Genomic DNA, 25,278 nt, shown 5'->3' with positions numbered 1-25,278 from the left:
TTCGGCAGGGTATTATATTGTTATTTAAAACAGTAATGAAGTTTGGTATATTAATTGTTGGGTAGGGATTCGGAGATGCAAAAAAAACACATATTTATTATTAAAATGTGAATAATCCGTTAATTTAGCATAAATATATATGAATAACTTAAATTTTATTGATATTAATAAGAAAATGATTTTTCTATTAATAATTGCCTTCTACGGGGTTGTAAATGCCCAGACCTGTACACCCTATACAGGACAGGCAATGGTAAGCGGAACTACGTATTGTATTGATGGGAACTATACTACAGTAAGTGGTGTTACGATTCCGAATGGAGCAACGCTTATTGTAAAATCAGGACAGTTTCAGGTTTCTGGTATTCAGGTAATGGGAGATCTGGAAATTGGTGACGGAGCCAGTGTGAGATCTAATGGTTCTATTCAGATCGGGACATTTGGCTCTCAGCAAAATTCAAAAGTTAAACTAGGGACAAGATCTTTTCTTTCACTTACAGGGTCGGTTACTCAAGGAGATCCAACTTTTGGCGGACTTTATCCTGGAACTACCGCAGTTATTGAAATGGGAACAAGCAGCGTAGTGGAGATATGTGGAACATTTACCCAACAGTCAACAACTTATCCATCTGTTGAATATGTTGGAATTCCTACCGGCAAAGCCTATTGTATTGCGAAAGCTGATGTAAGTGGTGGTGGTGGAGCTTCTATAATCAGTGATGATAGCCAGATTGTGGCTATTGCTATGGGAAGCGTGACAGGGCTTGGTATGGGAAATGCAAGCTTCTGTGGTCCAAATGCTACATCCGCTACATGTCCATCACTTTGGCCAGTAGGATTATCTGATGATAAAAACAGCTGTGGTAACGCGCCTACAATTATTGATGATATGGATGCTTACTGTACAAAACTTGGAGCAACAGGAACACCTGATGGGTTTACCAAATTCGGCATTACGATACAGCAAAAAAATAATGCCTGGCCAGAAAATGTTCCCAACGGTTTTGTTGCGATGGAAGCTAAAGATAAAGGTTTCGTTATTACAAGAATTCAGCATGTAAGCCAGACTCCACAGCCAGGGGATGCTATTGCAGATCCGAAAGAGGGAATGTTGGTATATGATCTTCAGGATAAATGTGTGAAATTGTACAACGGCACAAGATGGAAGTGTGTAGAAAGAACCTGCAATAATTAATCTAAAAATTAGTAAAAAGATGAAAAACATAAAAAATATAAGTATAATAATTGCCATTGTTATTTTTAACTTCACAATTGCTCAGGTAGCAATTGGTAAACAGGCAGTAGATGGAAACAGTACGGTTCTGGATTTCAATAACGTATCCGGAAATACAAAAGGATTAATCCTTCCTGCAACTTCTGGCCTTCCAACCGGATCTTTGGTGAACGGTACATTTATTTTTGATGTAACTGACAATAAAATAAAGGTTTATGAGAATGATGTATGGAAGCCTTTATCTGATGCAGGAAATTCAAGTGCTGTTGTGGTAAATAATTCTGCGGAGTTAGGGAAAGGCGTGGTTATCGGGGCATCATCCAGTGCTGCAGATGGGGTGTTAGTGTTGGAGTCTCCGGATAAAGCAATGATCCTTCCGCAGATTGCAACCCCTCATATTAATGTGAAGAATCCATATCCCGGAATGATGTGCTATGATACAACAAGTAAAACATTGGCTGTATTTGACGGATCAGTCTGGAGTTATTGGAATTAAATCTAAGATGAAATAATTTCCGGAAAACCGGAGTATATATAAGTTTATAATGTGTATTAAAGCAGTGGTATATGTATATATACTGCTGTTTTTTATGAATTTTTATTAAAAAGAGAGATTACAGCTTTTTAAATGTAATCTCTCAGTTAAACAAATAATATAAATTGTAATATTCTCAGTTTTCTACGAAAGGACGCATATCATAATACTGAGATATTGTTTCATCATAGGATGTTGTGTTAAATAGGCCTCTTTTTGCTTGTGTTTTTAGTTGATATTATTTGTTTAGATGATAAAATAGATTTCGCTCCTCTTGATTTTGATTTCCCCCTGTTTGTTCTTTATACTTTTTAAGAGGAAGTAATATTTATTCTTAAATGAATTTATGTTGATCTTTTGGTAATGTTTTTTATATTGGAATAGACTTATATTTTTTACATTACAAACATATTCAATAATGGTAAATATTTCCAAAAAATAAGATACGACACAGCTACACTATAGATACTACTTGTTTTTTAATAAATTGGTTTTTAGGTTTTTAAATTTTATTTAACAAAAGGAGAAAGATTGATTTTTATAAAATCAAAATTGAGAAAGTGGCCTTAAAAGGGCTATTCTGAATCTATATAATGTAATGAAATATCTAAAATGATTGATCCCTGATGTAATTTTCCCTTCGTAAGGAATTGAAAATCATCTCCTGTTAGTTGATGAATGTTATTTTATAGTATTCAATGGCAAAACCCCAATTAAATTATAAGATTTTTTAATGAATAATCAAGCTTTCTTTATTGCTTTAAATAGAGTGGGAAATCCTATCGCTGAATATTGGATAGGAAAGTTTCAAAAGATTTAATGAGATAAGAAGTGTAAAGGTTTTAGTTATACGATTTGGGCGCTTTCCTTAATGCTGCTCATTACGAAAATACTTTTGGTCTGGCCAATTCCTTCAATTTCCGATAGTTTATTGATGAAAAATTCATGAAATTCATCCATATTGGGAGCCAGGATTTTGAGCATAAAATCAAAATCCCCGCTGATATTATAGAACTCAACCACTTCTTTCAATTTGCTGACCTCTTCAATGAATTTTCCTGCTGTTTTTTTATTATGAACATTCAAGGCGATCATACAGATAACCATCATTCCTTTATTCACTTTTTTTCGGTCCACAACAGCAGTATATTCTTTGATGATTCCTTGTTTTTCCATACGCTTAATGCGTTCATGGGTAGGAGTAGGGCTCAGGTTAATTCTTGCTGAAATATCACGGACGCTCATCTTGGCATCTTTTTGAAGAAGACGTAGGATAGAAAGGTCTTTTTCGTCGGGAGTGTAATTTTCTGTTGCCATTTGTTCTGTTTTATCAGATTAATTTTATGATTTTAGTTATTTTGTTCTTTTAATTAGTCCTATTTAGTTTTATTGTTCCAAATTTAATGTAAAATTTTTACTTACGTTCTGTTAATTTTAATTTTGCAGGAAATTTGAATATATGGATACAAGGAAAAATGTAATATTAATTTTAGCATCGGTGGGAACTTTTGTGGAGGCTTTGGATATTGCCATTATTAATTTAACCATTCCTTCTATCCAGGAGCAGTTTCATATCGGAGCAGGAACCGTTCAGTGGTTACAGACACTGTATGTATTGTTTTTTGGAGGTTGTCTGATTATTGGCGGAAAGCTTTCCGATCAGATAGGAAGAAAGAAAATATTTCTATTAGGAGCCCTTATTTTTATGTTGACTTCATTAGGAGCTGGCCTTTCCGAAAGTTTTAATGTGTTAGCTATATTTCGTGCTTTGCAGGGATTGGGGGCTGCATTGGTGATGCCGGCAGCTTTGTCTATTGTAACCAATACTTTCAGGGAGGAACAGGAAAGAAACCGTGCTATCGGAATCTTCAGTTCTTTTGCTGCCATTGGTTCAGGAAGTGGACTTTCCGTAGGTGGAATTATCAGTACATACCTAAGCTGGCACTGGGTTTTCCTTATTAATGTTCCAATTCTCTTAATCACATTAATTTTGTCTTATTATTACTTACCAACGGATGAGAAAAATGAAAAGGCACAAAAAACAGATGTTATTTCAGGAGTATTAATGGTTGTTGGTCTTTTGAGCCTTACATATGGAACACACGAGCTGGTTCATATCAAAGAAGAACCCTTTCTTGTGATAGGTTCATTAGTAGTTGCTGTGCTGTTTTTAGTGATGGTATTCTTCAGGCTGAAAACTGTTGCGGAACCTTTATTTGATTTGAAATTATTCAGACATGGTTCCTTGGTGGTTTCCAATGCCGCTTTTTTCACGTTGGGAGCATTTTTCATCGGGTTTTTATTCCTGATCTCTTTAATGCTTCAGAAGGATATGGGATATAGTGCAGCTTCAGCAGGATTAATGCTTGTGCCATTTAGTGTTCTGTCAGCTTTAACGGCTAAATTTATACTGCCTCATGTTTCAAAACGATTGAGTTCATCTCAAATGGGAGTATTAGGATGGTCATTTATGCTGGCAGGGGGATTATTGCTGTTGATTTCGGTGTATACGGGTCATCCGTTAACCATGGTTTTGTTAGGGTCTGCTTGTATTTCGGGAATAGGGATGACGTTCTGTTTTACTGCGCTTTCAGTGATGGGAATTCAGGATGTTGAACCTTCCAATTACGGATTGGCATCAAGTTTGAGTTCTACAAGTTACTTCCTGGGAGCTGGAATCGGGCTTTCATTCATGACTTTAATGAGTCAGGTCTTTCCTTCAGAATTTGCAGTAGGAAGCCTGAATCTGATCGTACTGATTAGTTATGCTCTTTTAGCCCTTGGAATGTTATTCTATTTTATATTAAAAGGCTTAAAAGTGAAGCAGACAGAAGTTGCTGTTTCATGATAAGCGACCTTAAAATTACACAAACTATATGAGCAAGGAATTGGTGTTTAGGCACCTGTTCCTTTTTTTTCTTTGAGTAGCTCATTCTTCTTTATTACTTTTGTCCTGTGAGAATACAAATCATTAGCGATCTTCATCAGGAATTTGGACGAACTGAATTATGTTTTGATAATGCAGATGTTATTGTGTTGGCGGGTGATGTCAACTTAGGAATTAAGGGGATTGAATGGATGAAAGAAGCTATTCCCGATAAGCCGGTTATTTATGTGCTGGGCAATCATGAATATTATAAAGGTTCATACCCTAAAACACTTCATAAAATAAAGGAGGTAGCTGAAGATTCTAATGTTTTTATACTCGAAAACGCTTTTGTAGACATTGGAGATATTCGCTTTCATGGGACTACTTTATGGACCGATTTTTCAATCTTTGGAAATCCTGTGAAATACGGAATGATCTGCCAACCGAAGATGAACGATTATAAAAAGATCAGGCGTGATCCATCTTACTCAAAAATGAGAACCATAGATACGTTCAAAATTCATCAGCTTTCAAAAGTATGGTTGCAGGAGAGTCTTGAAGTTTCAAAAGAACTTAAAAATATAGTCGTTACCCATCATGCACCAAGCATTCAATCTGTGCCGGAACATTATAAGGAAGATCCATTGACCTCTGCTTATGCATCCAATCTGGAAGATATGATCCTGGAACATCAGCCGCAGTATTGGATTCATGGTCATATTCATACTCCATGCAGATATGCTATTGGGAAAACGGAGATTATTTGTAATCCTCATGGTTACATAGATGAGAAATATAATGGTTATGAGAAAGAATTGATTGTTGAGATATAGGAAAAAGTGTAAAAAATGAGCAGAAAACAGAAATAGCTAGCTTTAAAAGAGTTGCTATTATTGATAACAAATGACTTCCTTCCTTGGGCGACATGATTAATGGGGTAGTTTTGCTTTATTGTAGGTGTTTTACCTTTTTGTAGTTTTCTCTTTTTCACTACCTTCGTGCCCTACAATCCATTTCCTATGGCTAAAAAGTCCCGTAAAGAACCTCTCCAGGAACCCGATTTTGTTTCACAGCTGGCTTTTGATAAAGTGTTACAGCAAGTTGAATTTGATCTCAGGATCAAAGAGTTTGTGGTAATGGAAATTGACAGGGCGAATTATATTATCAAACCTAATATGCCCTATCGCTCAGATTATTTCTGTATTTTTCTCGTTCAGGAAGGAAGTGTAGGATTTAGATTGGATGATAAAAGATATATGGTCTATAAAGGAGATGTGGTTTTTTGTCCTATGGCGGAGACTTTCTGGGTGGAAAATATTGCTGATGATTATAATGCTAAATATATTTTCTTTTCGGTAGATTTTATTTCTGAAGCTGGTTTTAACTATAAGTCTAATAATGTTCTGAAAAGTTTGTCGTCAGACCCTACCCATATCGTAAGGAATGAACCTGAGCTTTACAAAAGACTACAATTTTATCTTGATGAATTGAAGATGTTGAATAACAAGGAGAAAGATAATTATTATTTTAATGAAATGATCTGGCATCACTTCTCGTTGGTTATTTATGAAATAGACAATTATTTCAAAAAAATCGAAAAGCCGCATTCAGTGACCCCTAGGGAAGATGAGCTTACCACGAGTTTCTTTAAACTTGTTCAGGAACATTTCAAGGAAGAACACAATGTACAGTTCTATGCAGACAAGTTGTTTATTAGCCGGAAATACCTTACCAAAGTGATCAATAAAACGATGTTCAAAACACCCCGGGATATTATTCATCAGGTGTTGGCAGTAGAAGCGAGATTATTGCTCAGAAATCCAAATCTTAATGTGAATGAAGTCGCTTCAAAACTTAAATTCTCGGATCAGGCATCTTTCAGTAAATTTTTCAAAAAGCATACTGGGCGAGCTCCGTTGGAATATCGGAAAGATGATTTGTATTGATTATCAGCAAGTTGTATTTAAGATGTCTTTTTGATAAAAAAAAGTCTTTTTTTGATTTAAATTTTAGAAATATATCATTCAATTTATCTATGAATGATATTTCTCATGTTTTTTAAAATAAGGAGTCTTTTTGACAAAACAAGGAGTTTTTTGAATAATTCTATTGAATTTTTTTCGTTCGAATTTTGTGGCGAAAATTTAAATGACTAGAGTTATGCAAAGATTTTTTGTTCAAAAATCGACACTACTTTTTCTTTCACTCATTGCGTTGGCGGGATGTAAGAAAAGTAATCAAAACCAGGCTTATCAGCAACAGGCACCAGAACTTCCTGTAGAAATAGTACAACAAGGAGACGCCTCAGTTTCCAGAGAATATGCGGCATCTGTTGAGGGAATTTCCAATGTAGAAATAAGACCTCAGGTAACAGGATACCTAAGCAAAATTTTTGTAGATGAAGGTGATTATGTCCGAGCCGGACAACCGCTTTTTAAAATTGAAGACAGAATCTTTGCTGAACAGATGAAAAGTGCACAGGCAGCATTAATTACTGCGCAGGCTAATCTTTCGACTTCTAAAATTGATCTGGATAGAAAAAAGGAACTTTTTAAAAATAAAATGGTTTCCGAAATACAGGTGAAAGAAGCTGAAGCGGCTTATAATGCAGCTAGAGGAGCAGTAAGCCAATCAACATCTTCTATTGAATCTGCAAAGATCAATCTTAATTTTTCTACGATTAAAGCTCCGGTAAGCGGATTTGTCGGAAGATTCAACTATCGTTTGGGAAGCTTGATGACACCAGGCAATCAGGAAGCGATTACCCTACTGTCAGATATTCATCAGGTGTATACCTATTTCAGCTTAAGTGAAAATGACTTTAATAACTTCCAGAAACAGTATGTAGGAAGCAGTATTGATGAGGTTATTAAAAACACTCCGGCAGTATCTCTATTGCTTTCCGGTGGTGAAAAGTATGCTGAGACAGGAAGGATTGATGCCGTTGAAGGGCAGTTTAATAAAACTACGGGTTCTATTACTTTAAGAGCAAAATTCAACAACCCGAATAACATCCTGAGAAGCGGAAATACAGGAAAGATCTTATTGGATCAGTTTTACAGCAATGTTGTGTTGCTTCCAATTGCTTCTACCAGAACCATTCAGGATAAAGTTTTTGTGTTTACGATCAAGAATGGAAAAGCAGAAATGCTTCCTGTAGAAGTTAATGGAAAAGCGGGTGATAATTTCATTGTTTCCAAAGGGTTGAAAGCTGGAGATCAGTATATCGTTTCCGGTTTCGACAGATTACAGCCGGGAACTCCTGTAGTGGCACAAAAGAAAAATGCTCAACAGAAAAAATCGTAAGAAGAAATCATGTTAAAGAAAATTATAAAAAGACCCGTACTGGCCACGGTTATTTCCGTGTTGCTTGTTATTCTCGGGATCGTCGGTATGGTCAGCCTGCCGATTACAAAATTTCCGGATATTGCACCGCCTACCGTGATGGTAACGGCTGCCTATCCCGGAGCTAATGCTGAAACAATTGCAAGATCTGTGGCTCCGCCATTAGAAAATGCCATCAATGGGGTAGAAAATATGGATTACATTACTTCTACAGCGAGTAATGATGGAACATTAAGTATTACTGTGATCTTTAAGCTGGGTACAGATCCGGATCAGGCCGCGATTAACGTTCAGAACAGGGTGGCACAGGTAACCAACCAGCTTCCTGCTGAGGTGATCCAGGCCGGAATTACTACGGTAAAGAGACAGAATAGTATGATTGCGATGGTTTCCTTAACAAGTAAAGATGGTTCAATGAGTGATCTTTTCCTTGAAAACTATGCAAAAATCAATATTGTTCCGGAACTGAAAAGGGTGAAAGGAGTAGGTGATGCTATGGTGTACGGTAACAAAGATTATTCTATGCGAGTATGGCTTGATCCGAATAAACTGGCTTCCTATAATCTTACTCCATCTGATGTTTCCCGTGCGATTCAGACCCAAAATCTCGAGGCAGCACCCGGAAGATTAGGGGAAAGAAGTAAAGAAGTAATGGAATATGTTCTCCGGTATAAAGGAAAATTTACCGAGCCTGAACAATATGAAAATATTACCATTAAAGCATTAAGCGACGGGTCTGTTTTGAAATTAAAAGATGTTGCCAGAGTAGAGTTTGGAGCTTACAGTTATACGGTTTCCTCTAACTTTAATAAAAAGGCTTCTGTAACGATGGCGATCTTCCAGATGGCGGGTTCCAATGCGAACGAGGTTCAGATTGCACTACAGGAAAGAATGAAGGAATTGGAAAAATCTTTTCCGGCAGGAATGGATTATGAAATTCCATATGCGACTAAAGAGGCATTAGACCAATCAATTGAACAGGTAATTCATACCTTGATTGAAGCATTTATTCTTGTATTCATTGTAGTGTATATTTTCTTACAGGATTTCCGATCTACTTTAATTCCAGCCATTGCAGTACCGGTTTCGATTGTAGGAACGTTCTTCTTTATGAAGATTTTTGGATTCTCTATCAACATTCTTACATTGTTTGCCCTGGTGCTCGCGATTGGTATCGTGGTGGATGATGCCATTGTAGTGGTAGAAGCCGTTCATGCTAAAATGGAGCATAAAAAACTGAATCCAAGAGCGGCCACCATGTCTGCGATGAGTGAGATTACAGGAGCTATTGTTTCCATTACTTTAATTATGTCTGCGGTATTCGTTCCGGTAGCATTTATGAGTGGTTCCACAGGGCTGTTCTATCAACAGTTTGCTTTAACATTAGCAATTGCTATTATCATTTCTGCCATCAATGCATTGACTTTAAGCCCGGCTTTATGTGCATTATTCCTTAAACAGCATCATGGGGGAACTCATGAAAAAATGAACTTTAAAGACCGTTTCTTTGCTGGATTTAATGCGAGTTTTAATAAGCTGACATTCCGTTACGGAAAAGCGGTACTGTTTCTTTTGAAGAAAAAGTGGATTGCAGTGGCCATGATTGTAGCGTTTGGAGGATTGTTTGCCTGGATGTCTATGACCACTCCAAAAGGATTTATTCCTGATGAAGATCAGAGTTTTATTATTGTAACGGCTAACCTGGCACCTGGAGCGTCTAAAGACAGAACATCCAAAGTAGTATCTGATACGGAAGATCTTTTGATGAAAAATCCTGCGGTAGATAAAGTGATTTCTGTAGATGGGCTGAACTTATTCAGTGGATCAATGTCTTCCTCAGCAGCTTCTATTTTCGTTAAATTAAAAAATTCAGGAGAAAGAGGAGCTGTTAGCAATATCAATGACATTATTGGGCAGACGCAGGGAATGCTTTCCAAAGATAAAAGAGCGAATTTCCTTGTAATTAATACGCCAACGGTTGATGGTTTCGGAAATACGAGTGGAATGGAGCTTGTGCTTCAGGATCGTACCAATGGAGAACTTCAGAACCTTGGAAATATTTCCTACGGAATGATGGGTGCTTTGATGCAGAGACCCGAAGTGGCGGTCGCATTTACCACTTTTGATGTTACCTATCCTCAGTTTGAAGTGCTTGTAGATGAGGTGAAATCCGCTCAGCTTGGAGTGAATGTTTCTGATGTATTGGGAGTGATGCAGGGATACTACGGAAGTATTCAGGCTTCAGATTTCAATAGATTTGGGAAATATTACAGAGTTTTAGTACAGTCTACTCCAGAAACGAGACAGGATAAAGAATCTCTGAATGGACTTTTTGTTAAAAATAACCTGGGACAAATGGTTCCTATCAATACTTTGGTGAGTTTAAAGCAGACAACAGGAGCTGAGGTGGTAGACCGTTTCAACCTTTTCAATTCATCCAATTTAACAGTAATGGCTGCGCCGGGTTACAGTACAGGACAAGCTATGGCGGCTGTAGAAGAAGTAAGCAAGCAAGTTCTTCCTCCTGGATATACTTATGATTATAAAGGAATGAGCCGTGAAGAGGCAGGTTCCAGTTCGCAGTCAGTAATGATTTTTGGGTTGTGTATTGTATTTGTATTTTTCCTTTTATCAGCACAATATGAAAGTTATATTCTTCCATTTGCTGTATTGATCGCTATTCCTGTAGGATTATCAGGCGTTTTTGTGGGAATTACTTTCGCAGAATTATCTAATAATATTTACGTTCAGATTGCTCTTGTAATGTTGATTGGGCTTTTGGCAAAGAACGGTATTTTGATCGTGGAATTTGCCATCCAGAGACGAAGAGCTGGAAAAAGTCTTATTGCTTCAGCAGTGGAAGGAGCAAAGGCAAGATTACGTCCGATTTTGATGACCTCTTTGGCATTCATTACAGGATTGCTTCCATTGGTTTTTGTAGTAGGACCGTCAGCAATGGGTAATCATTCTATTGGATATGCGGCAATTTCAGGGATGCTTTTTGGTACCATCTTAGGGATTTTTTTCGTTCCGGTACTTTTTGTGATGTTCCAGGCTTTGCATGAGAAAATCAACGGAAGAGTAGTAACTGATGCAGATTGGGAATATTAATTCAAATGATTTTAACAATGAAAATTAAAAATATAGCATATATCGCATTCATTTCCGGAACCGCTGTTTCTTGCGGAGTCCAGAAGTATGAACAGCCTGAAGTGAAAATGCCTGAAGCTTTCAGAAGTAACAGTATTGTGGTTGAGCAGAATGAAAATATTGCGAAGATCGGTTACAAAGACTTTTTCAAAGACCCGGTTTTGGTAAAATTGATTGATAAAGCAATGGTGCAGAATAATGATTTGCAGGTAGCTTTAAAACAAATAGAATTTGCTTCATTGGCGTATACGCAAAGCAAGTGGGGAAATATTCCTACAATCAATGCCACTGCGAATGCCACTATCAACCGTGCATCAGACAACAGTATGAACGGAATGATGGGCAGACAGTTTATGGGAAAGAGGTATACAGAAGATTATACAACAGGACTCAATTTTTCGTGGGAAGCTGACATTTGGGGAAAAATTAAAGGAAGAAAGGAGCAGGCATTGGCAGACTATTTAAAAACCCAGGAAGCAGCTAAAGCGGTAAAAACACAAGTGGTGGCAGCTGTCGTTCAGGGCTATTACAATCTTTTGATGCTGGATACTCAATTGGAAATCACAACATCCAATCTTACCTATGCTGATACTACCCTTAAGTTTTTGGTAAAACAGCAGGAACTTGGGTTAACAACAGCTTTAGCAGTACAACAACAGGAAATTGTAAAAGATCAGATCCTGAAAACAATTCCAGCGATTGAAAGTTCTGTGGCTACACAGGAAAATGCTTTGAGTTTATTAACGGGTTCTATGCCTGAGAAAATCGAAAGAAATGCAAGTCTGAATAATGTCCAATCTCCGGATCATATTTCTGCGGGAGTTCCCTCAGAATTATTAAGCTATAGGCCAGATATAAAAACTGCTGAGTTGGAAGTGAGGAAGAGTGCCGCGGCAATTCATGTGGCCAAAATGAGCATGTATCCGTCATTGAATATTACGGCTCAGGGCGGTGTAAATGCTTTCCAAGTTAGTCATTGGTTTAGTATTCCAGGATCTCTTTTCGGAATGGCTGCCGGAGCCATTGCCCAGCCTATTTTGAATGGAAAACAGCTGAAAACGCAGTATGAACAGTCTAAAGTATTGGCAGATCAGGCTGAAATAGGTTTTAAACAAGCTGTGTTGAAGGCAGTAGGAGAGGTCTCTGATGCACTGGTACAGATTCAAAAGCTGGAAGAACAACAGAAAATTGCTGAAGGATTGGTAGTGAAGTCTAATGAAGCTGTAAAGAAAGCGGATTTGTTATTCAAATACAACTCAGCAACCTATGTAGAGGTCATTATGACACAGACCAATAAGCTTAATGCTGAATTGGAACTGGCTTCTCTGAAAGCTCAGCGATTGAACGCAATCACTGCGCTGTATCGCTCCGTAGGTGGCGGATGGCAATAAAGTAAAATTGAACCTGCTTCGTCTATTATGATGCAGCAGGTTTTTAATCCAAAACTATTATGAAGGATACAAATATACAGGAGGGAATCATTTTAATTCCGGATTTCAGCGGATTTACCGAATTTGTGTTCAATACCAAACTTTATACAGGAGAATATATTGTAAGACAACTACTTTCTACGCTGATTGATGTGAATGATCAGTATTTTGAAATTTCTGAAATTGAAGGAGATGCCATTTTATTTTATCGATATGATGAAAATCCGTCTTATCAGAATATTTCAGGAATGCTTTGGAAAATGCGTAATGCATTCAACAGAAAAATAAAAGAATTGAGTAAAAGCTTAAGTACTACTATAGATTTATCTCTGAAATTTATTGTCCATTATGGAGCATTTTCACAGTATAATATAGGAAGTTTCAGAAAATTGTATGGGAAGCCAATCGTGGAGGCGCATCAGCTGTTGAAAAACGGATGGGCACAGCAACCTTCATATGCTTTATTCAGTAATTCTTTTTTAGAAAGTACGAGTAATCAGGAAGCTGATTTTAATGAAGATCAGCACCATCTGCCAGAAGTGGGTATGATCCATTATTTTGAAAATATAAACTAGCATATTTTTTATTTTTTAATCCTTGTAAATTTGCTATTGCTAGCGGCCCGGGGTGAGATCCGGGCTTTTTTATGGGTAAAATGAAAATAAATATGTTAAAGTTTGGTTAATAGAAATTATTATCATGATGAAATTATTGTATATATGTTGGGAATAAGGGTTTTTAATTGTTTGTTTTATCTTAATAATTGTTATTTTTTTAAATTATTTTTAAAAATGAATTTGGTAAACTGTTAAAACCTAGAAGTTTATTCCGTTCTTTAATTTTTTTGATGTAACAAATGTTAGCGTATAGTGGTCTTATAGATAAAACTAAGATTTCACATGAAAAGAATATTATTTTCTATAGCAGCATTAACGGGTTCTTTGGCTCTGGCCCAGACTCAGGCTCCAGATCCAGTTGCTAAGGATACTGTAAAGGGAAATGCAAAAGAGATAGAAGTGGTTACCATTGTAGCGAGAAAACCAACAGTAGAGTCTAAAGTAGACCGAACTGTTTTTAATGTGGCAAACAGTGCTATCGTAGCCGGAAATACTACATGGGATGTACTGAGAATGACCCCACTGGTAAGTATTGACAATAGTGACGCTATAAAAGCGGAAGGACAATCGGTAACAGTATATATCAATGATAGAAAATCAGTTTTTACAGGAAAAGAATTAAAAGAATACCTTAAAACGATTCCGGCAGATAATCTACTGAAGATTGAGGTGATTACAAGCCCGTCTTCACGATATGAAGCTTCCGGTTCTGTAATCAATATTGTTTTGAAAAAACGCGATGATGAAGGATTAAAAGGAAGTATTTCACTCAGTAACAGGCAGAGTACAAAAAATACACAGTATTCCAACTTCAACCTGAATTACCACAAAAAGAAATTTACGCAAACCTTTATAGGAAGTTATTCTAATAATAATTATGTACAAAAAGGTTCCAGTAATATTGTGTTTTATGCTGACAATACCCTCAATAGGGATTTGAGTTATCAAACCATATCCAGAAGTGAAACGCCATCACTTTCCTCTACTTCCGAATTTGAGCTTAATGATAAAAATAATATAGGAGTTGTCCTGGAGTATTATCAAAGCCGTGGTTTATCTTCATCAGATACAGACGGGAGAGAATATGATTATCTGAAAAAAGATTTTATTGATTATCATCAGGCTCAAAACGCGAATACCTTTTACCGTAATTTGGGGACGAATGCTTTTTATAAATATTACGATAAAGAAAAAAACAGGATCCTGGATATTAATCTAGGAACCAATTACTCCGGAAATAATAATAATGAGCTCATCAATAAAACAATATTAAATGATCCAAATATTAAAGAAATAGGATCAGTAAATAATGGGCAGATGCGTAATTATTATTTGAAAGTAGATTATACCCAGCCATTAGGCAAATCCTGGGGAACAATTGAAGTAGGAGGAAAAACAGAACTTAACAATCATGTAATTCCTAATAATCTTTATGGATACAGTTTGGGGACTTCTGAATATGCAGGGCTTTCAACAAGGGATAAATTCCATTATGAGGATAATATAACTTCTGTATATGCCAACTATAGCAAAACGTTTTTCAAGAAACTGGAAACCAGGATAGGTCTTCGATATGAATATATTGATTTCAAGGTAAGACAGGACGTTGCAGGAACCGAAAGAAAAGATGGCTATGGTACTTTTCTCCCTAATTTATTGCTGAAATATAATTTTTCAGACAAATATGATTTGAGTCTTACTTACGATCGTAAAATCTGGAGACCATGGTATTCGGAATTTAATCCTTTTTTAACTCCATCTATTGATGGAACGTATTCCAGAGGAAATATGGATCTGAATCCTAATCCTAACGACAGGCTTTATCTGAAGTTTGGAATCCTGAAAAAGTATTTTATTTCTGCAAGATATATGCATACCAATCAGGATTACTGGACTACTTATTCTAGTGAAGGAGGAAGAAATGTATCTTTCCCCGGAAACTTTAATGGGAAAGTTGAGAAATATTACATTTTTGCCAATACCAATCAGAATTTTCTTAAAAATAAGCTGAATCTGAATGTTGGCTTCGGCTGGTATTATATTGATAACCATGATTTCAATCTGAAAAATGATATTGGAGGGAGAGCATATATTAATTATTGGGGTGGTTCTGCCAATCTTTCTTATACGAACCTTTTCAATAAAAATATTAACCTGAGTGCCTGGATGGAAATCTCCAATCAGAACAATGGAAATACTCAAGCCAATAATACCAACGTGTTCCACAATATTTCCATCACAAAAATATTTCCTAAAACGCAAATGGAGGCCAGTATACAGCTGATGAATATCTTTAAACGACCTTATTCTGATGATATTACTTACAATCAGGGAGGAACAGTCAGAAGATATGAATTATGGGATTGGTATGGGGTGAATATTACCTTTGTAAAGCGTTTCGGGAACCAGAAAGTGAAAGAAAATACCAAAACAGATGTTGAGAAAAATGCTGGAGGAGCAAAATAAAAAGTTAGTTCAATAAAAAATAAAGGTTTCAATTTGAAACCTTTATTTTTTATTTCAATGCTGTTTTATAGGCAGATAAGTTGAAAAAATCTGTGTAATCCGTTTAATCTGCGGGAAATTTTCTGAAGATTTGAATCACTAAAATTATAGCTGGCGCTATTGATAAAGGAACCTTTTTATTCATCAACGATGGGAAGTTAGCTTCTTTAAAGTTTTTATTTTTCTTGATGGTTAAAAATTATTTAAGTTCCCGTGGATCTCGTAGATTACATATATAGATGATAACGTCAACTTAGGCATAGGAATCTGCGAAAAATAAAAAAGCAGGCTTCAAAACTGAAACCTGCTTCATAAATTCTACAAAATTAATTAGATAGATAAGTTAGTCGCCAAATAGTAATTTCCATCTTCATGTTTCCATCTTCCCTCCTTTACTATTTCAGCGTAAACTTTATTTTTGTTTTGATGGCATCCGAAGAATTACCAATTAAAGCTTCAAAATCTCCCGATTCTGCTACCCAGTCGTGTTTCTGAGCATCAAAGAAACTTAATGCAGATTTATCAATAGTGAAAGTCACTTCTTTTTGTTCTCCTGGGTTTAAATAAACCTTTTCAAAGCCTTTTAATTCTTTGGCAGGGCGTGGAACAGATGATTTCAAATCGCTGATGTAAAGCTGCGCAACTTCGGCTCCGGCTTTTTTTCCTGTATTTTTAACAGTTACCGTAAAAGTAATAGTGTCGCTCTGTGATAAACTTGTTTTATCTGCTTTTGCTTTTCCAAATTCAAATGTGGTATAGCTTAATCCATGTCCGAAGCTGAAAAGAGGTTTGATGTTTTTGGTATCATGCCAGCGGTATCCTACAAATACACCTTCGTTGTAAGTGATATTGATCGGGTTTTTCTGATCTTTTCCTTTTCCTGCGGCCAATTCATCTTTCTGACCAGGATATTCTCCAAGCTGATGAGCTGAGTTATCTTCAAGTTTTACAGGGAAAGTAAACGGAAGTTTTCCTGATGGATTGGCATCACCTGCTACAATAGAAGCAATAGAATTTCCAGCCTCAGAACCCAGATACCATGCCTGTACAACAGTCGGTACTTCTTTAATCCAAGGCATGGCTACGGCATTTCCGGAAACTAAAACTACAGCAAGATTTTTATTTGCTTTAGCTAATGCTGTAATCACATTATCCTGGTTGTAAGGTAATCCATAGCTCTTTCTGTCATTTCCTTCACTGTCCTGAAAGTCAGCTTTGTTTAATCCACCAACGAAAATTACGTAATCGGATTTTTTTGCTAATTCTACAGCTTCCTTGATGAGTTCCGCTTCAGAGCGCGTGTCTTTCAGGTCCTGTCCGGATTTTACCCCGTTGTACTCTCCGCCAATGTCACCAACATACCCTCTGGCATATTGCACATCAGCTTGTTTTCCAAATCTATTTTTGATTCCGTCTAAAGGAAGGGTTTCATATTTTACTTTTAAGGATGAAGAACCACCGCCCACAGTCATAATCTTGATGGCATTTTCACCCACAACAGCAATTCTTTTAGCCTTATTAATGTCGATTGGAAGTATATTTCCCTGGTTTTTTAACAGAACAATTCCTTCTTCCCCGATTTCTTTAGCCACAGCTTTATGTTCTTCAGAAGCGATATTTCCGAAAGGTTTATTTCGGTTCATTGTCGTTTTGTAGGCAAGACGAAGCAGACGGGTGACCTTGTCATCAAGTTCTTTAGTTCCTACTTTTCCTGCTTTAATAAGATCAAGATAAGGTTTTGCCAGGTAATAATTGTCATAAGCATTTTTTGTTCCTGCAGAAAGACCATTCGTCCATGATCCGAATTCAAGATCCAGTCCGTTATGGATAGCCTGTTCAGTATTGTTAACAGCTCCCCAGTCTGAAACTACTACACCTTTATAATTCCATTCCTTTTTTAGAATATCATTTAATAGGTATTGATTCTGGCTGGCATATTGACCTTTATACAAATCGTAAGCCCCCATGATCGTCCATGAATCTCCTTCTGTTACTGCTGCTTTGAAAGGTGGAAGATAGATTTCATATAATGTTCTGTCATCTACATTTACATTGCTGGTATGGCGGAACATTTCCTGATTGTTCAGGGCAAAGTGTTTAACAGAAGTGGCTACACCATTAGATTGTACCCCTTTGATATAAGGAACTACCATTTTTGAGGTCAGATATGGATCTTCCCCCATATATTCAAAGTTTCTGCCATTTAGAGGAGTTCTGTAAATGTTGACACCTGGACCCAATAGAATATCTTTCTTTCTGTAACGGGCTTCTTCTCCCAATGCTTTACCGTAGTTCCAGGACATTTTCTTATTCCAGGTAGCTGATAAAGCGGTAAGGGCAGGGTAGGCGATAATGGAGTCGTTGGTCCATCCGGCTTGATCCCATTCGTCCCACATGACTTCAGGGCGTACCCCATGAGGGCCGTCAGTCGTCCAGAATTCAGGAATTCCTAATCTTGGAACACCAGGAGAACTGAATTTTGACTGTGCATGTAGCATCGCTACTTTTTCTTCCAGGGTCATTCTGGAAAGAGCATCCTGAATACGCTGTTCTACAGGTTTTGATTCATCTAAATAAACGGGAGTAGTGTTCTGGGCCATATAAGAAACAGAAATAAAGGTGAATAAACTTACAATGGCGGTTTTCTTTAACATAATGCCTTTTTAATGGATTGAAGCAAAAATAAACAAAATTTTTATATTATCTCAAATTGAGAAAATAAATTTTAAAACATAAAAAAACTGCCTACAAAATTGCTGACAGCTTGTTATTTATTGAAGGTAGAAATCTGTTGGGGGATATTTGTAGATAATAGACTGAGAAATGTAATATTTGATGTTAATAGTCAATTTTACTTCGCAAGTGAATGGTCAATCAGGAGAGAAGTGATAACGACCCTGAACTTTTAAATTTCGCATCCCGGACCCTAAACCACTCATACTCTCCAACCCTCAAACTCATTACCATCCTTTCACAGCTCCTCCTTTAAAAACTTCCAGTGCTTTCTTTTCCACTTCATCAGATTGGTAAGCTTTCACAAAGTTTTTTACCTTCTGGCTGTTCTTATTATCCTGTCTTGCTACGACAAGGTTAACATAAGGTGAGTCTTTATCTTCTTTAAATATACCCTGCTTTTCTGAATCCAATCCGGCTTGTGCAGCAAAATTATTATTGATGATTCCTACGACAACATCTCTGTCATCCAAAACCCTTGGGATCTGTGCTCCTTCAATTTCCATAATTTTCAGCTGTTTTGGATTTTCAGTAATATCGGTAACCTTTGGAAGCAATCCAACCCCTGCTCTTAGTTTCAGTAATCCATTTTTCTGCAATAGAAGTAAGGAACGTCCACCATTGGTAGGGTCATTGGGAATAACAATAGTGCTCCCATCTTGTAATTGGTTAAGATTGTTAATTTTCTTTGAATAAGCTATGATAGGGTAGACAAACGTATTTCCTACAATAGCAAGATGATATCCTCTTTGTTTTGATTGTTCGGTTAAATAAGGAGCGTGCTGAAAAGCATTCACATCAATATCTCCATTCATCAATGCTTCATTGGGAACAACATAATCATTGAAAGGAATCAGCTCCACTTCAAGGTTGTATTTTTCCTTTGCTACTTTTTTAGCTACTTCAGCCACTTCCTGCTCTGGTCCATAAGTAATTCCCACTCTGATAAAGTTCGGATCATCCTTTCTCCCTGAACAAGCACTGAAAAGCAGTACTCCAGCAGCGATTAAACCTAAGATTTTTATTTTTTTCATTCTATTCTTTTTAATTTGTAAAGAAGTTAAAATAGTAAAATCACAAAAGCAGTGTTCGTTTATTTGTTCTCCTTTACTCAAAAACTCTATTACCTTCAAACTCTCCAACCTAAATCCCGCACCTCGAAACCTTCAAACTTATCTATGGTCAAATCTCTTAGAAAGTTTATCGCCCATAAATTGTATGATAAATACCAAAAGTACTAGTAAGATCAATACCGTATTCATAATCACAATATCATACCCAATGTATCCATATTGGTATCCAACCTGTCCTAATCCACCAGCACCCACAGCACCACCCATCGCGGAATACCCTACTAATGTAATTAAAGTAATGGTTGCATTATTAATTAATGAAGGAAGCGCTTCAGGAAGTAATACCTTTCTAATGATCTGAAATGGGGAAGCTCCCAAGGCTCTAGCTGTTTCAATTAATCCGTGAGGAACTTCGATAAGGCTGTTTTCAACCAATCTTGCAATAAAAGGGGCTGCTCCTACACTGAGTGGAACCAGGGCTGCATTCACTCCAATAGATGTTCCTGCCAAAACCCTAGTAAAAGGGATCATCCATACAATTAAAATAATAAATGGAATCGCCCGAAAAATATTGACAATAATGGATAATGCTCTATAGTAGATCACATTTTCCAACAATTGTCCCTTTCTTGTTAAAAATAAGAGAATTCCTACCGGGAGCCCTAAAACAAATCCAAAAAATCCGGATACGAATGTCATATAAACTGTTTCCCAGGTTCCTTTTGCCAAAAGGGCAAGTACTGCATCACTAAGCATATCCTTTTACTGTATTTTGTAATTTATTCTGATTAAAATAATAGATGGCTTTTTGGTTTTCTTCAGCTTCACCTTGAAGTTGCAAAAGTAGTTTACCAAAATTAGAATTCCCAAAATATTCTACATCTGCTTTCAAAATTTTGTAAGGGATTTTATGTTCATTGTATAGGGCTGAAAGAATTTGTTCAACACTTATGTTTTCGTTAAGTTCTATTTCGACCAGAGGAAATAAGCCTTCCTGAGGTTCTTTCTGTAGTCTGTTATTGAGTTCCTGTGGCAGGGTCATGACATCTGAATTTATAAATTGTTGGATCACCGGATTTTCCCGGTTTGAAATGATCTCACTTAATGTTCCTTTAGCTAGTAGTTTTCCTTTGTCTATCACGGCAACGTGGTTACAAACAGCTTTAATGACTTCCATTTCATGGGTAATCAGAAGAATAGTAATTCCTAATCTCACATTAATATCTTTTAGAAGCTGTAAAATAGATTGGGTGGTAACCGGGTCCAGCGCACTGGTGGCTTCATCACAAAGCAACAGGTGAGGATCATTGGCTAAAGCCCTTGCGATGGCCACTCTTTGTTTCTGTCCTCCGGAAAGGCTTCTTGGATAATCATTGGCTTTATCTTCAAGGCCTACAATTTTCAGTAATTCGTTGACCTTTTTATTGATTTGATCTTTGCTGATGTGGTCCAGCTCCAGAGGAAGTGCTACATTATCAAAAACAGTTCTTGAAGAAAGAAGGTTAAAGTGCTGGAAGATCATTCCTATTTTCTTACGTTCTTCAGCAAGCTGCTTTGAACTTAATTGGGTGAAATCCTTTCCATTAATAATGATCTGCCCTTCATCCGGTCTTTCCAACAGATTAACGGTACGGATCAGGGTACTTTTTCCGGCACCGGAGAAGCCTATGATACCTACAATATCTCCTTTATCAATATTGAGGCTCACCTGATCCAATGCCTTAAATGCCTGCTTCTTCTGATGGAATGTTTTTGATATATTTCTGATTTCTATCATTCTGATGTTTTATACTATTTAAATAGGCTGATATCTTTTGCCTGCCCTGTTAAAAAATCTTCTAACTCTTCTGATTTTGACCTTAGACCGTTTGGAAAGCTTGAAATACTTGGTGACATTGGTCAGCAATACTCCCAGCAATATGATTGCCAAACCATATAACTGGCCTCCATTGATACTTTGATTAGCTACAATCCATCCTGCAATAACTGTAACAATAGGGTTAATGTAGGTGTGGGTGCTTACCAATGCGGCAGGTTTCACAGACAACAGCCAAATGTACGACAAATAAGCGACTATCGATCCAAAGAAGATCAAAAACAGAACACCTGCCCATGCCGATACAGGGATGTTTGAAGCCGAAAAATGAGCCCATTCCCCTCTAAATAAAGCAATAAGAAAAGCAGCTACTCCGGCCACAATAAGTTGTTGGGCAATATTCATAAAGGTAGTCTGTGAAGCTGGATTTTTCTTGGAGTATAAAGAGCCTAAAACCCATGCAATAGAACTAAGTCCTAATACCACAAAAGCGGTAATGCGAAGATGACTGTTAGCGGCTGCATGAGCTGCATTTGAATTGACGCTTCCTTTTAAAAAGAATATCAATCCTACGAATCCAATCATCAGACCTATCGGAATAAACTTATCTGAAAAATAATATTTCCAGTTTTTTCTGTCGATAGCAATGAACCAGAAGGGGCCAGTTGCTATTGAGATTGCAGCCTCTGAAGCTGTTACATACTGTTCTCCCCAAGCTACCAGACCTGTTCCTCCGGTAAGAATAAGAACTCCGGTGATGGCATTTTTTTTCCAGTTGATCAGAGAATTTGCTTTTTCTCCCTTAGACAATAGATACCCCATCATCAAAATCCCTGCTACCAGAAATCTCAATCCTGAAAGAATGAACGGAGGAAAACCTTTCAAGCCAAATGAAATAGCTAAAAACGTAATCCCCCATATTACATAGATGTTTGTAAATGCCAATGGAACCAGCCATTTGTTTTTAGAATTGGTCATTTTTATTTTTTTTAATGTTTTGGTTTTTAAATAAAAAAGGCCCTACAACTTGGTAGGGCCTTCAAAAGTATGTCATATTAAAAGTAAGGTCACCCACAGTATTCTTGATGCACAGGCATACACATATCCTTCATCATGTTTTTAATGATGTGTTTATGAGTTGCATTATTCTTTGTTATTGTGCTCATTTTGTTTTATTTCCTGAATACGTTTGCAAATATATAATATAATTTTTATTAGTCTACTAAAAATGTAGGGTTTTTAAATATTAAATTATTATTAATGATTTAACTTGTTGTTTTTAAATTGTTTAGTCTTTTTGTTTTTTTCTATTTTAAGATGTTTTGAATAGAGGTTTTCCATTTTAAATTCATTTTCCATTGGGATTTTTGTTTTTTTTGGTTGTAAGAAAAATAAAATAAATTAAAATTTTTAAGAATTGTATAAAATAGGATTGGATCATAACACTTTATCTTCATGATAAAAAGAGTTGGCTCTCAACTCCTATGATTCCTCTAAATTTTAAAATAGTTTTTATTTTTAACAATATTTATGATTAGACATTGATGATTAGTCATTAAATTTGAAATATTAATTTTAAAAAGAATCAATATGAAACGTTTTGAAAACAAAGTTGCTTTTATTACAGGAGGAAATTCAGGAATTGGGAAAGCTGTGGCTGTTTTAATGGCAAGAGAGGGAGCGAAGATTGTTATTGCAGACCTTAAAGAGAATAAAGAAACACTTGAAGAAGTTTTAAATGAAGGAACTGCTGCTAAATTTATTGCATGCGATGTTTCTAATCATGAAGAAATGGAAAGAGCCGTCAATGAAACGGTAGAGGCGTTCGGCAGTTTGGATATAGCGGTTAATAATGCAGGAATTGTAGACGCATCTCCTGTTCATGAAAAGACAATAGAAGAATGGCAGAAAGTTCTTAATATCAATCTGAGCGGGGTGTTTTACGGAATGAAATATCAGATTGCCCAGATGAGAAAACAGGCAACAGGTGGGGCTGTTGTAAATATGGGTTCTATCATGAGTCAGGTAGCTGAATTCGGAATTGCTTCGTATGCTTCATCAAAACATGGGTTGGTAGGCCTTACCAAAGTAGCCGCGCTGGAAAACGGAACTCATAATATTCGTGTTAATGCGATTGGTCCGGGATATATAGAAACTCCTTTGTTAATGGACAATGCAGCACAAAGTACAGAGTACAGATCCTATATGGAATCTAAACATGCGATGAAAAGATTGGGAAAACCCGAGGAAATTGCAAAAGCTGTATTATTTTTGGCATCAGATGACGCAAGTTTCTGTACAGGAGCTTATCTTCCGGTAGATGGAGGTTATCTGATACAATAATTAAAATAAAGAAATGAAAAAAATAAAAGCGGGAGATCTTCCACTTCGAAGGCAGTTGGGAATTACCATGGTGGAAACATATCATCATGTATATGAAAAATCACAAGAATTTTTTGCCGGTTATGGACTTACATCTCAACAGTATAATGTGCTTTCGATCCTGCATGATGCGGGCCAGCCATTATCTACTTCTGCCATTTTGAAAAAAATGTTAGAGAAAAACGCAGGAGTATCCAGGCTGGTAGACCGACTGATTCTAAAAGAATTGGTTGAAAAAAGTGTGAATACAGAAGATAAACGCCTTATAGATGTTGCACTTACGGATAAAGGAAATTCTTTATACAAAAAAGTGACCAGCGATCTTGTTGGGGTAGATGATGTGTACAGTACACTGACAGATGAAGAAGCCGAAGTTCTGATCCGTCTTTTGGAAAAGATGAGAAAAATTTAATTTTCATAATATGGCATCCAAAAAGAAATGAATTGAATAATTTTTTTAATCATTTGTGATGCTTTTTTTGTTTTGGAAAAAATAATTTTGTTTTCATTAAACTAAAATGAATGGGTAGAAGTAGATGTTGGGGCTTTTTAGTAAAAAATATATTCAGATATTAAATTTCATAAGAATCTTTTCTACATGGGTACAATCAGACTTCTTGAAAATAAACAAAATCAAAAACTTCACTTTGCTACAGATGTTTCTGATATAATTTTGGATCATCACTTCCAGAATGAAGTTCCGGATGGAATTGCGTTTGGAGAAGAGGGTTTCTTCTTATTTTTAATTAAAAAAGGTCATGGAACCCATACTGTAGATGGGGAAACAAAAGAAATTCAGAATAGGCAGCTTCATTTCGTGTTTTCAGGTCAGACCAGCCAATGGAACCTAGAAGAGGGTTATGTAATTAACTGTATAATGATTTCTGGGAAAATATTTGAAACTTTTGGTAGTTATCTAAAATACCCCTTCTCTCACTATATGAAATTGGGGAGTATTAATTTATCAGACGAAAGTTTTGAAAAATTTCAATATGAATTTATTAATATAGGAGCAGAGTTGAAAGGCGGGCAGGAAGAACAATTAACTTCTGAATTCAGGCTTAAAGTTATCATGTTGATGCTGAGCAAAGAAATCTACAGGCTTCATTATGAAAAAAGGATGGATTCTGCTTGTCTTCTCTCCAGATTTATTACCTTGGTGTTTGAACATTTTAGAGATCAAAGAACAGTCAGTTTTTATGCTAATAAATTGGCTGTTACAACAAACTATCTGAATATTTTATGCAATAAGCATCTCGGAAAAACAGCCACCGGAATCATCAATCGCGAATTATTGGCAGAGATTAAACACTATCTGACAGCCTCCAATGTATCAATCAAGGAGCTTTCTATCCTGATGAATTTCAGTTCAATCAGCAGTTTTTATGCTTTTTTTAAAAAGTACACGGGAATGACACCCAAAGAATTTCAAAATCAATATATAGGTATCGATGTTCTGAATAAAATCCCGGAAGACCTATAGATCTCCAAAAAAACTGAAATTTCCATTAAATCTTCGATTCTGAGAAAAATTCTTATCTGATTAAGATAAGACAGTATCATTATCGCCTCATTTCAAGCGATTCTGT

At 36.4% G+C, this 25,278-nt stretch carries 19 protein-coding genes; 13 read left to right on the top strand and 6 right to left on the bottom strand.

Translation table 11 applies throughout. From position 1 onward, the window contains the following. The first annotated feature begins 139 nt into the window (after positions 1-139). Positions 140-1,195 (top strand): hypothetical protein, encoded by a 1,056-nt coding sequence (locus EL260_RS18395; RefSeq protein WP_123856871.1) that lies wholly within the window; start codon positions 140-142, stop codon positions 1,193-1,195. 19 nt (positions 1,196-1,214) lie between these two features. Next, a complete protein-coding gene (locus EL260_RS18390) occupies positions 1,215-1,730 on the top strand; it encodes a hypothetical protein (RefSeq protein ID WP_228445528.1) in 516 nt (171 codons plus the stop codon). Between the two features lie 885 nt (positions 1,731-2,615). Here EL260_RS18390 and EL260_RS18385 read toward each other — a convergent pair. After that, positions 2,616-3,086 (bottom strand): Lrp/AsnC family transcriptional regulator, encoded by a 471-nt coding sequence (locus EL260_RS18385; protein ID WP_123856867.1) that lies wholly within the window; start codon positions 3,084-3,086, stop codon positions 2,616-2,618. A gap of 142 nt (positions 3,087-3,228) precedes the next feature. Here EL260_RS18385 and EL260_RS18380 point away from each other — a divergent pair, with 142 nt between their 5' ends. The 8 genes from EL260_RS18380 (at position 3,229) to EL260_RS18345 (ending at position 15,646) form a co-directional block, all read left to right on the top strand. Continuing rightward, complete coding sequence (locus EL260_RS18380) at positions 3,229-4,617, top strand: MFS transporter (protein ID WP_123856865.1); 1,389 nt, start codon at positions 3,229-3,231, stop codon at positions 4,615-4,617. Positions 4,618-4,724: 107 nt separating this feature from the next. Then, on the top strand, positions 4,725-5,471 hold the full coding sequence (locus tag EL260_RS18375; RefSeq protein WP_123856864.1) for a metallophosphoesterase: 747 nt from the start codon (positions 4,725-4,727) through the stop codon (positions 5,469-5,471). A gap of 186 nt (positions 5,472-5,657) precedes the next feature. Further along, the gene (locus EL260_RS18370) at positions 5,658-6,584 is read left to right on the top strand and encodes an AraC family transcriptional regulator (protein WP_123856863.1); all 927 of its coding nucleotides are present in this window, start codon (positions 5,658-5,660) and stop codon (positions 6,582-6,584) included. Positions 6,585-6,798: 214 nt separating this feature from the next. Next, entirely contained in the window at positions 6,799-7,944 is a 1,146-nt protein-coding gene (locus EL260_RS18365; RefSeq protein WP_123856861.1) for an efflux RND transporter periplasmic adaptor subunit, read from the top strand. Between the two features lie 9 nt (positions 7,945-7,953). After that, the gene (locus EL260_RS18360; protein WP_123856859.1) at positions 7,954-11,094 is read left to right on the top strand and encodes an efflux RND transporter permease subunit; all 3,141 of its coding nucleotides are present in this window, start codon (positions 7,954-7,956) and stop codon (positions 11,092-11,094) included. Between the two features lie 17 nt (positions 11,095-11,111). Beyond that, complete coding sequence (locus EL260_RS18355; RefSeq protein WP_228445526.1) at positions 11,112-12,524, top strand: efflux transporter outer membrane subunit; 1,413 nt, start codon at positions 11,112-11,114, stop codon at positions 12,522-12,524. Positions 12,525-12,583: 59 nt separating this feature from the next. Next, positions 12,584-13,138 (top strand): DUF2652 domain-containing protein, encoded by a 555-nt coding sequence (locus tag EL260_RS18350; RefSeq protein WP_123856856.1) that lies wholly within the window; start codon positions 12,584-12,586, stop codon positions 13,136-13,138. A gap of 324 nt (positions 13,139-13,462) precedes the next feature. Beyond that, positions 13,463-15,646, top strand: coding sequence for an outer membrane beta-barrel family protein (locus tag EL260_RS18345; protein ID WP_123856854.1), 2,184 nt, complete (start codon positions 13,463-13,465; stop codon positions 15,644-15,646). A 434-nt stretch (positions 15,647-16,080) separates the two neighbouring features. Here EL260_RS18345 and EL260_RS18340 read toward each other — a convergent pair whose 3' ends face one another. From EL260_RS18340 to EL260_RS18320, 5 genes are all read right to left on the bottom strand, one after another. Further along, positions 16,081-18,339 carry a glycoside hydrolase family 3 C-terminal domain-containing protein gene (locus EL260_RS18340; protein ID WP_123856853.1) on the bottom strand — a complete coding sequence of 753 codons (2,259 nt, stop codon included), beginning with the start codon at positions 18,337-18,339 and terminating at the stop codon, positions 16,081-16,083. Between the two features lie 306 nt (positions 18,340-18,645). Continuing rightward, positions 18,646-19,452 (bottom strand): methionine ABC transporter substrate-binding lipoprotein MetQ, encoded by an 807-nt coding sequence (gene metQ / locus EL260_RS18335; protein WP_123856851.1) that lies wholly within the window; start codon positions 19,450-19,452, stop codon positions 18,646-18,648. Positions 19,453-19,590: 138 nt separating this feature from the next. Then, a complete protein-coding gene (metI, locus tag EL260_RS18330; RefSeq protein WP_123856849.1) occupies positions 19,591-20,247 on the bottom strand; it encodes a methionine ABC transporter permease MetI in 657 nt (218 codons plus the stop codon). Beyond that, positions 20,240-21,268: a methionine ABC transporter ATP-binding protein gene (locus EL260_RS18325; protein WP_123856847.1), complete on the bottom strand. Its 1,029-nt coding sequence runs from the start codon at positions 21,266-21,268 to the stop codon at positions 20,240-20,242. Before EL260_RS18325 ends, metI begins: the two co-directional genes overlap by 8 nt. 18 nt (positions 21,269-21,286) lie before the next feature. After that, on the bottom strand, positions 21,287-22,285 hold the full coding sequence (locus EL260_RS18320) for an EamA family transporter (RefSeq protein ID WP_123856846.1): 999 nt from the start codon (positions 22,283-22,285) through the stop codon (positions 21,287-21,289). Between the two features lie 612 nt (positions 22,286-22,897). Here EL260_RS18320 and EL260_RS18315 point away from each other — a divergent pair. The 3 genes from EL260_RS18315 (at position 22,898) to EL260_RS18305 (ending at position 25,172) form a co-directional block, all read left to right on the top strand. After that, complete coding sequence (locus EL260_RS18315) at positions 22,898-23,650, top strand: SDR family NAD(P)-dependent oxidoreductase (RefSeq protein WP_123856844.1); 753 nt, start codon at positions 22,898-22,900, stop codon at positions 23,648-23,650. 13 nt (positions 23,651-23,663) lie between these two features. Then, positions 23,664-24,101 (top strand): MarR family winged helix-turn-helix transcriptional regulator, encoded by a 438-nt coding sequence (locus tag EL260_RS18310; protein ID WP_123856842.1) that lies wholly within the window; start codon positions 23,664-23,666, stop codon positions 24,099-24,101. A gap of 186 nt (positions 24,102-24,287) precedes the next feature. After that, positions 24,288-25,172 carry a helix-turn-helix domain-containing protein gene (locus EL260_RS18305; RefSeq protein WP_123856841.1) on the top strand — a complete coding sequence of 295 codons (885 nt, stop codon included), beginning with the start codon at positions 24,288-24,290 and terminating at the stop codon, positions 25,170-25,172. Positions 25,173-25,278 lie beyond the last annotated feature (106 nt).

The organism is Chryseobacterium nakagawai (assembly GCF_900637665.1).
Taxonomy (GTDB): Bacteria; Bacteroidota; Bacteroidia; order Flavobacteriales; family Weeksellaceae; genus Chryseobacterium; species Chryseobacterium nakagawai.
The sequence above is the reverse complement of the archived record's forward strand: the minus strand, read 5'-3'. Positions and strand labels throughout refer to the sequence as shown.

Excerpts from the sequence above, each read along its gene's own strand:
- EL260_RS18365 (WP_123856861.1), top strand. The coding sequence starts at position 6,799 with ATGCAAAGATTTTTTGTTCAAAAATCGACACTACTTTTTCTTTCACTC.
- EL260_RS18315 (WP_123856844.1), top strand. The coding sequence starts at position 22,898 with ATGAAACGTTTTGAAAACAAAGTTGCTTTTATTACAGGAGGAAATTCA.
- EL260_RS18305 (WP_123856841.1), top strand. The coding sequence starts at position 24,288 with ATGGGTACAATCAGACTTCTTGAAAATAAACAAAATCAAAAACTTCAC.
- EL260_RS18370 (WP_123856863.1), top strand. The coding sequence starts at position 5,658 with ATGGCTAAAAAGTCCCGTAAAGAACCTCTCCAGGAACCCGATTTTGTT.
- EL260_RS18340 (WP_123856853.1), bottom strand. The coding sequence starts at position 18,339 with ATGTTAAAGAAAACCGCCATTGTAAGTTTATTCACCTTTATTTCTGTT.
- EL260_RS18360 (WP_123856859.1), top strand. The coding sequence starts at position 7,954 with ATGTTAAAGAAAATTATAAAAAGACCCGTACTGGCCACGGTTATTTCC.
- EL260_RS18320 (WP_123856846.1), bottom strand. The coding sequence starts at position 22,285 with ATGACCAATTCTAAAAACAAATGGCTGGTTCCATTGGCATTTACAAAC.
- EL260_RS18385 (WP_123856867.1), bottom strand. The coding sequence starts at position 3,086 with ATGGCAACAGAAAATTACACTCCCGACGAAAAAGACCTTTCTATCCTA.
- EL260_RS18380 (WP_123856865.1), top strand. The coding sequence starts at position 3,229 with ATGGATACAAGGAAAAATGTAATATTAATTTTAGCATCGGTGGGAACT.
- EL260_RS18310 (WP_123856842.1), top strand. The coding sequence starts at position 23,664 with ATGAAAAAAATAAAAGCGGGAGATCTTCCACTTCGAAGGCAGTTGGGA.
- EL260_RS18345 (WP_123856854.1), top strand. The coding sequence starts at position 13,463 with ATGAAAAGAATATTATTTTCTATAGCAGCATTAACGGGTTCTTTGGCT.
- metQ (WP_123856851.1), bottom strand. The coding sequence starts at position 19,452 with ATGAAAAAAATAAAAATCTTAGGTTTAATCGCTGCTGGAGTACTGCTT.
- metI (WP_123856849.1), bottom strand. The coding sequence starts at position 20,247 with ATGCTTAGTGATGCAGTACTTGCCCTTTTGGCAAAAGGAACCTGGGAA.
- EL260_RS18325 (WP_123856847.1), bottom strand. The coding sequence starts at position 21,268 with ATGATAGAAATCAGAAATATATCAAAAACATTCCATCAGAAGAAGCAG.
- EL260_RS18355 (WP_228445526.1), top strand. The coding sequence starts at position 11,112 with ATGAAAATTAAAAATATAGCATATATCGCATTCATTTCCGGAACCGCT.
- EL260_RS18390 (WP_228445528.1), top strand. The coding sequence starts at position 1,215 with ATGAAAAACATAAAAAATATAAGTATAATAATTGCCATTGTTATTTTT.
- EL260_RS18395 (WP_123856871.1), top strand. The coding sequence starts at position 140 with ATGAATAACTTAAATTTTATTGATATTAATAAGAAAATGATTTTTCTA.
- EL260_RS18350 (WP_123856856.1), top strand. The coding sequence starts at position 12,584 with ATGAAGGATACAAATATACAGGAGGGAATCATTTTAATTCCGGATTTC.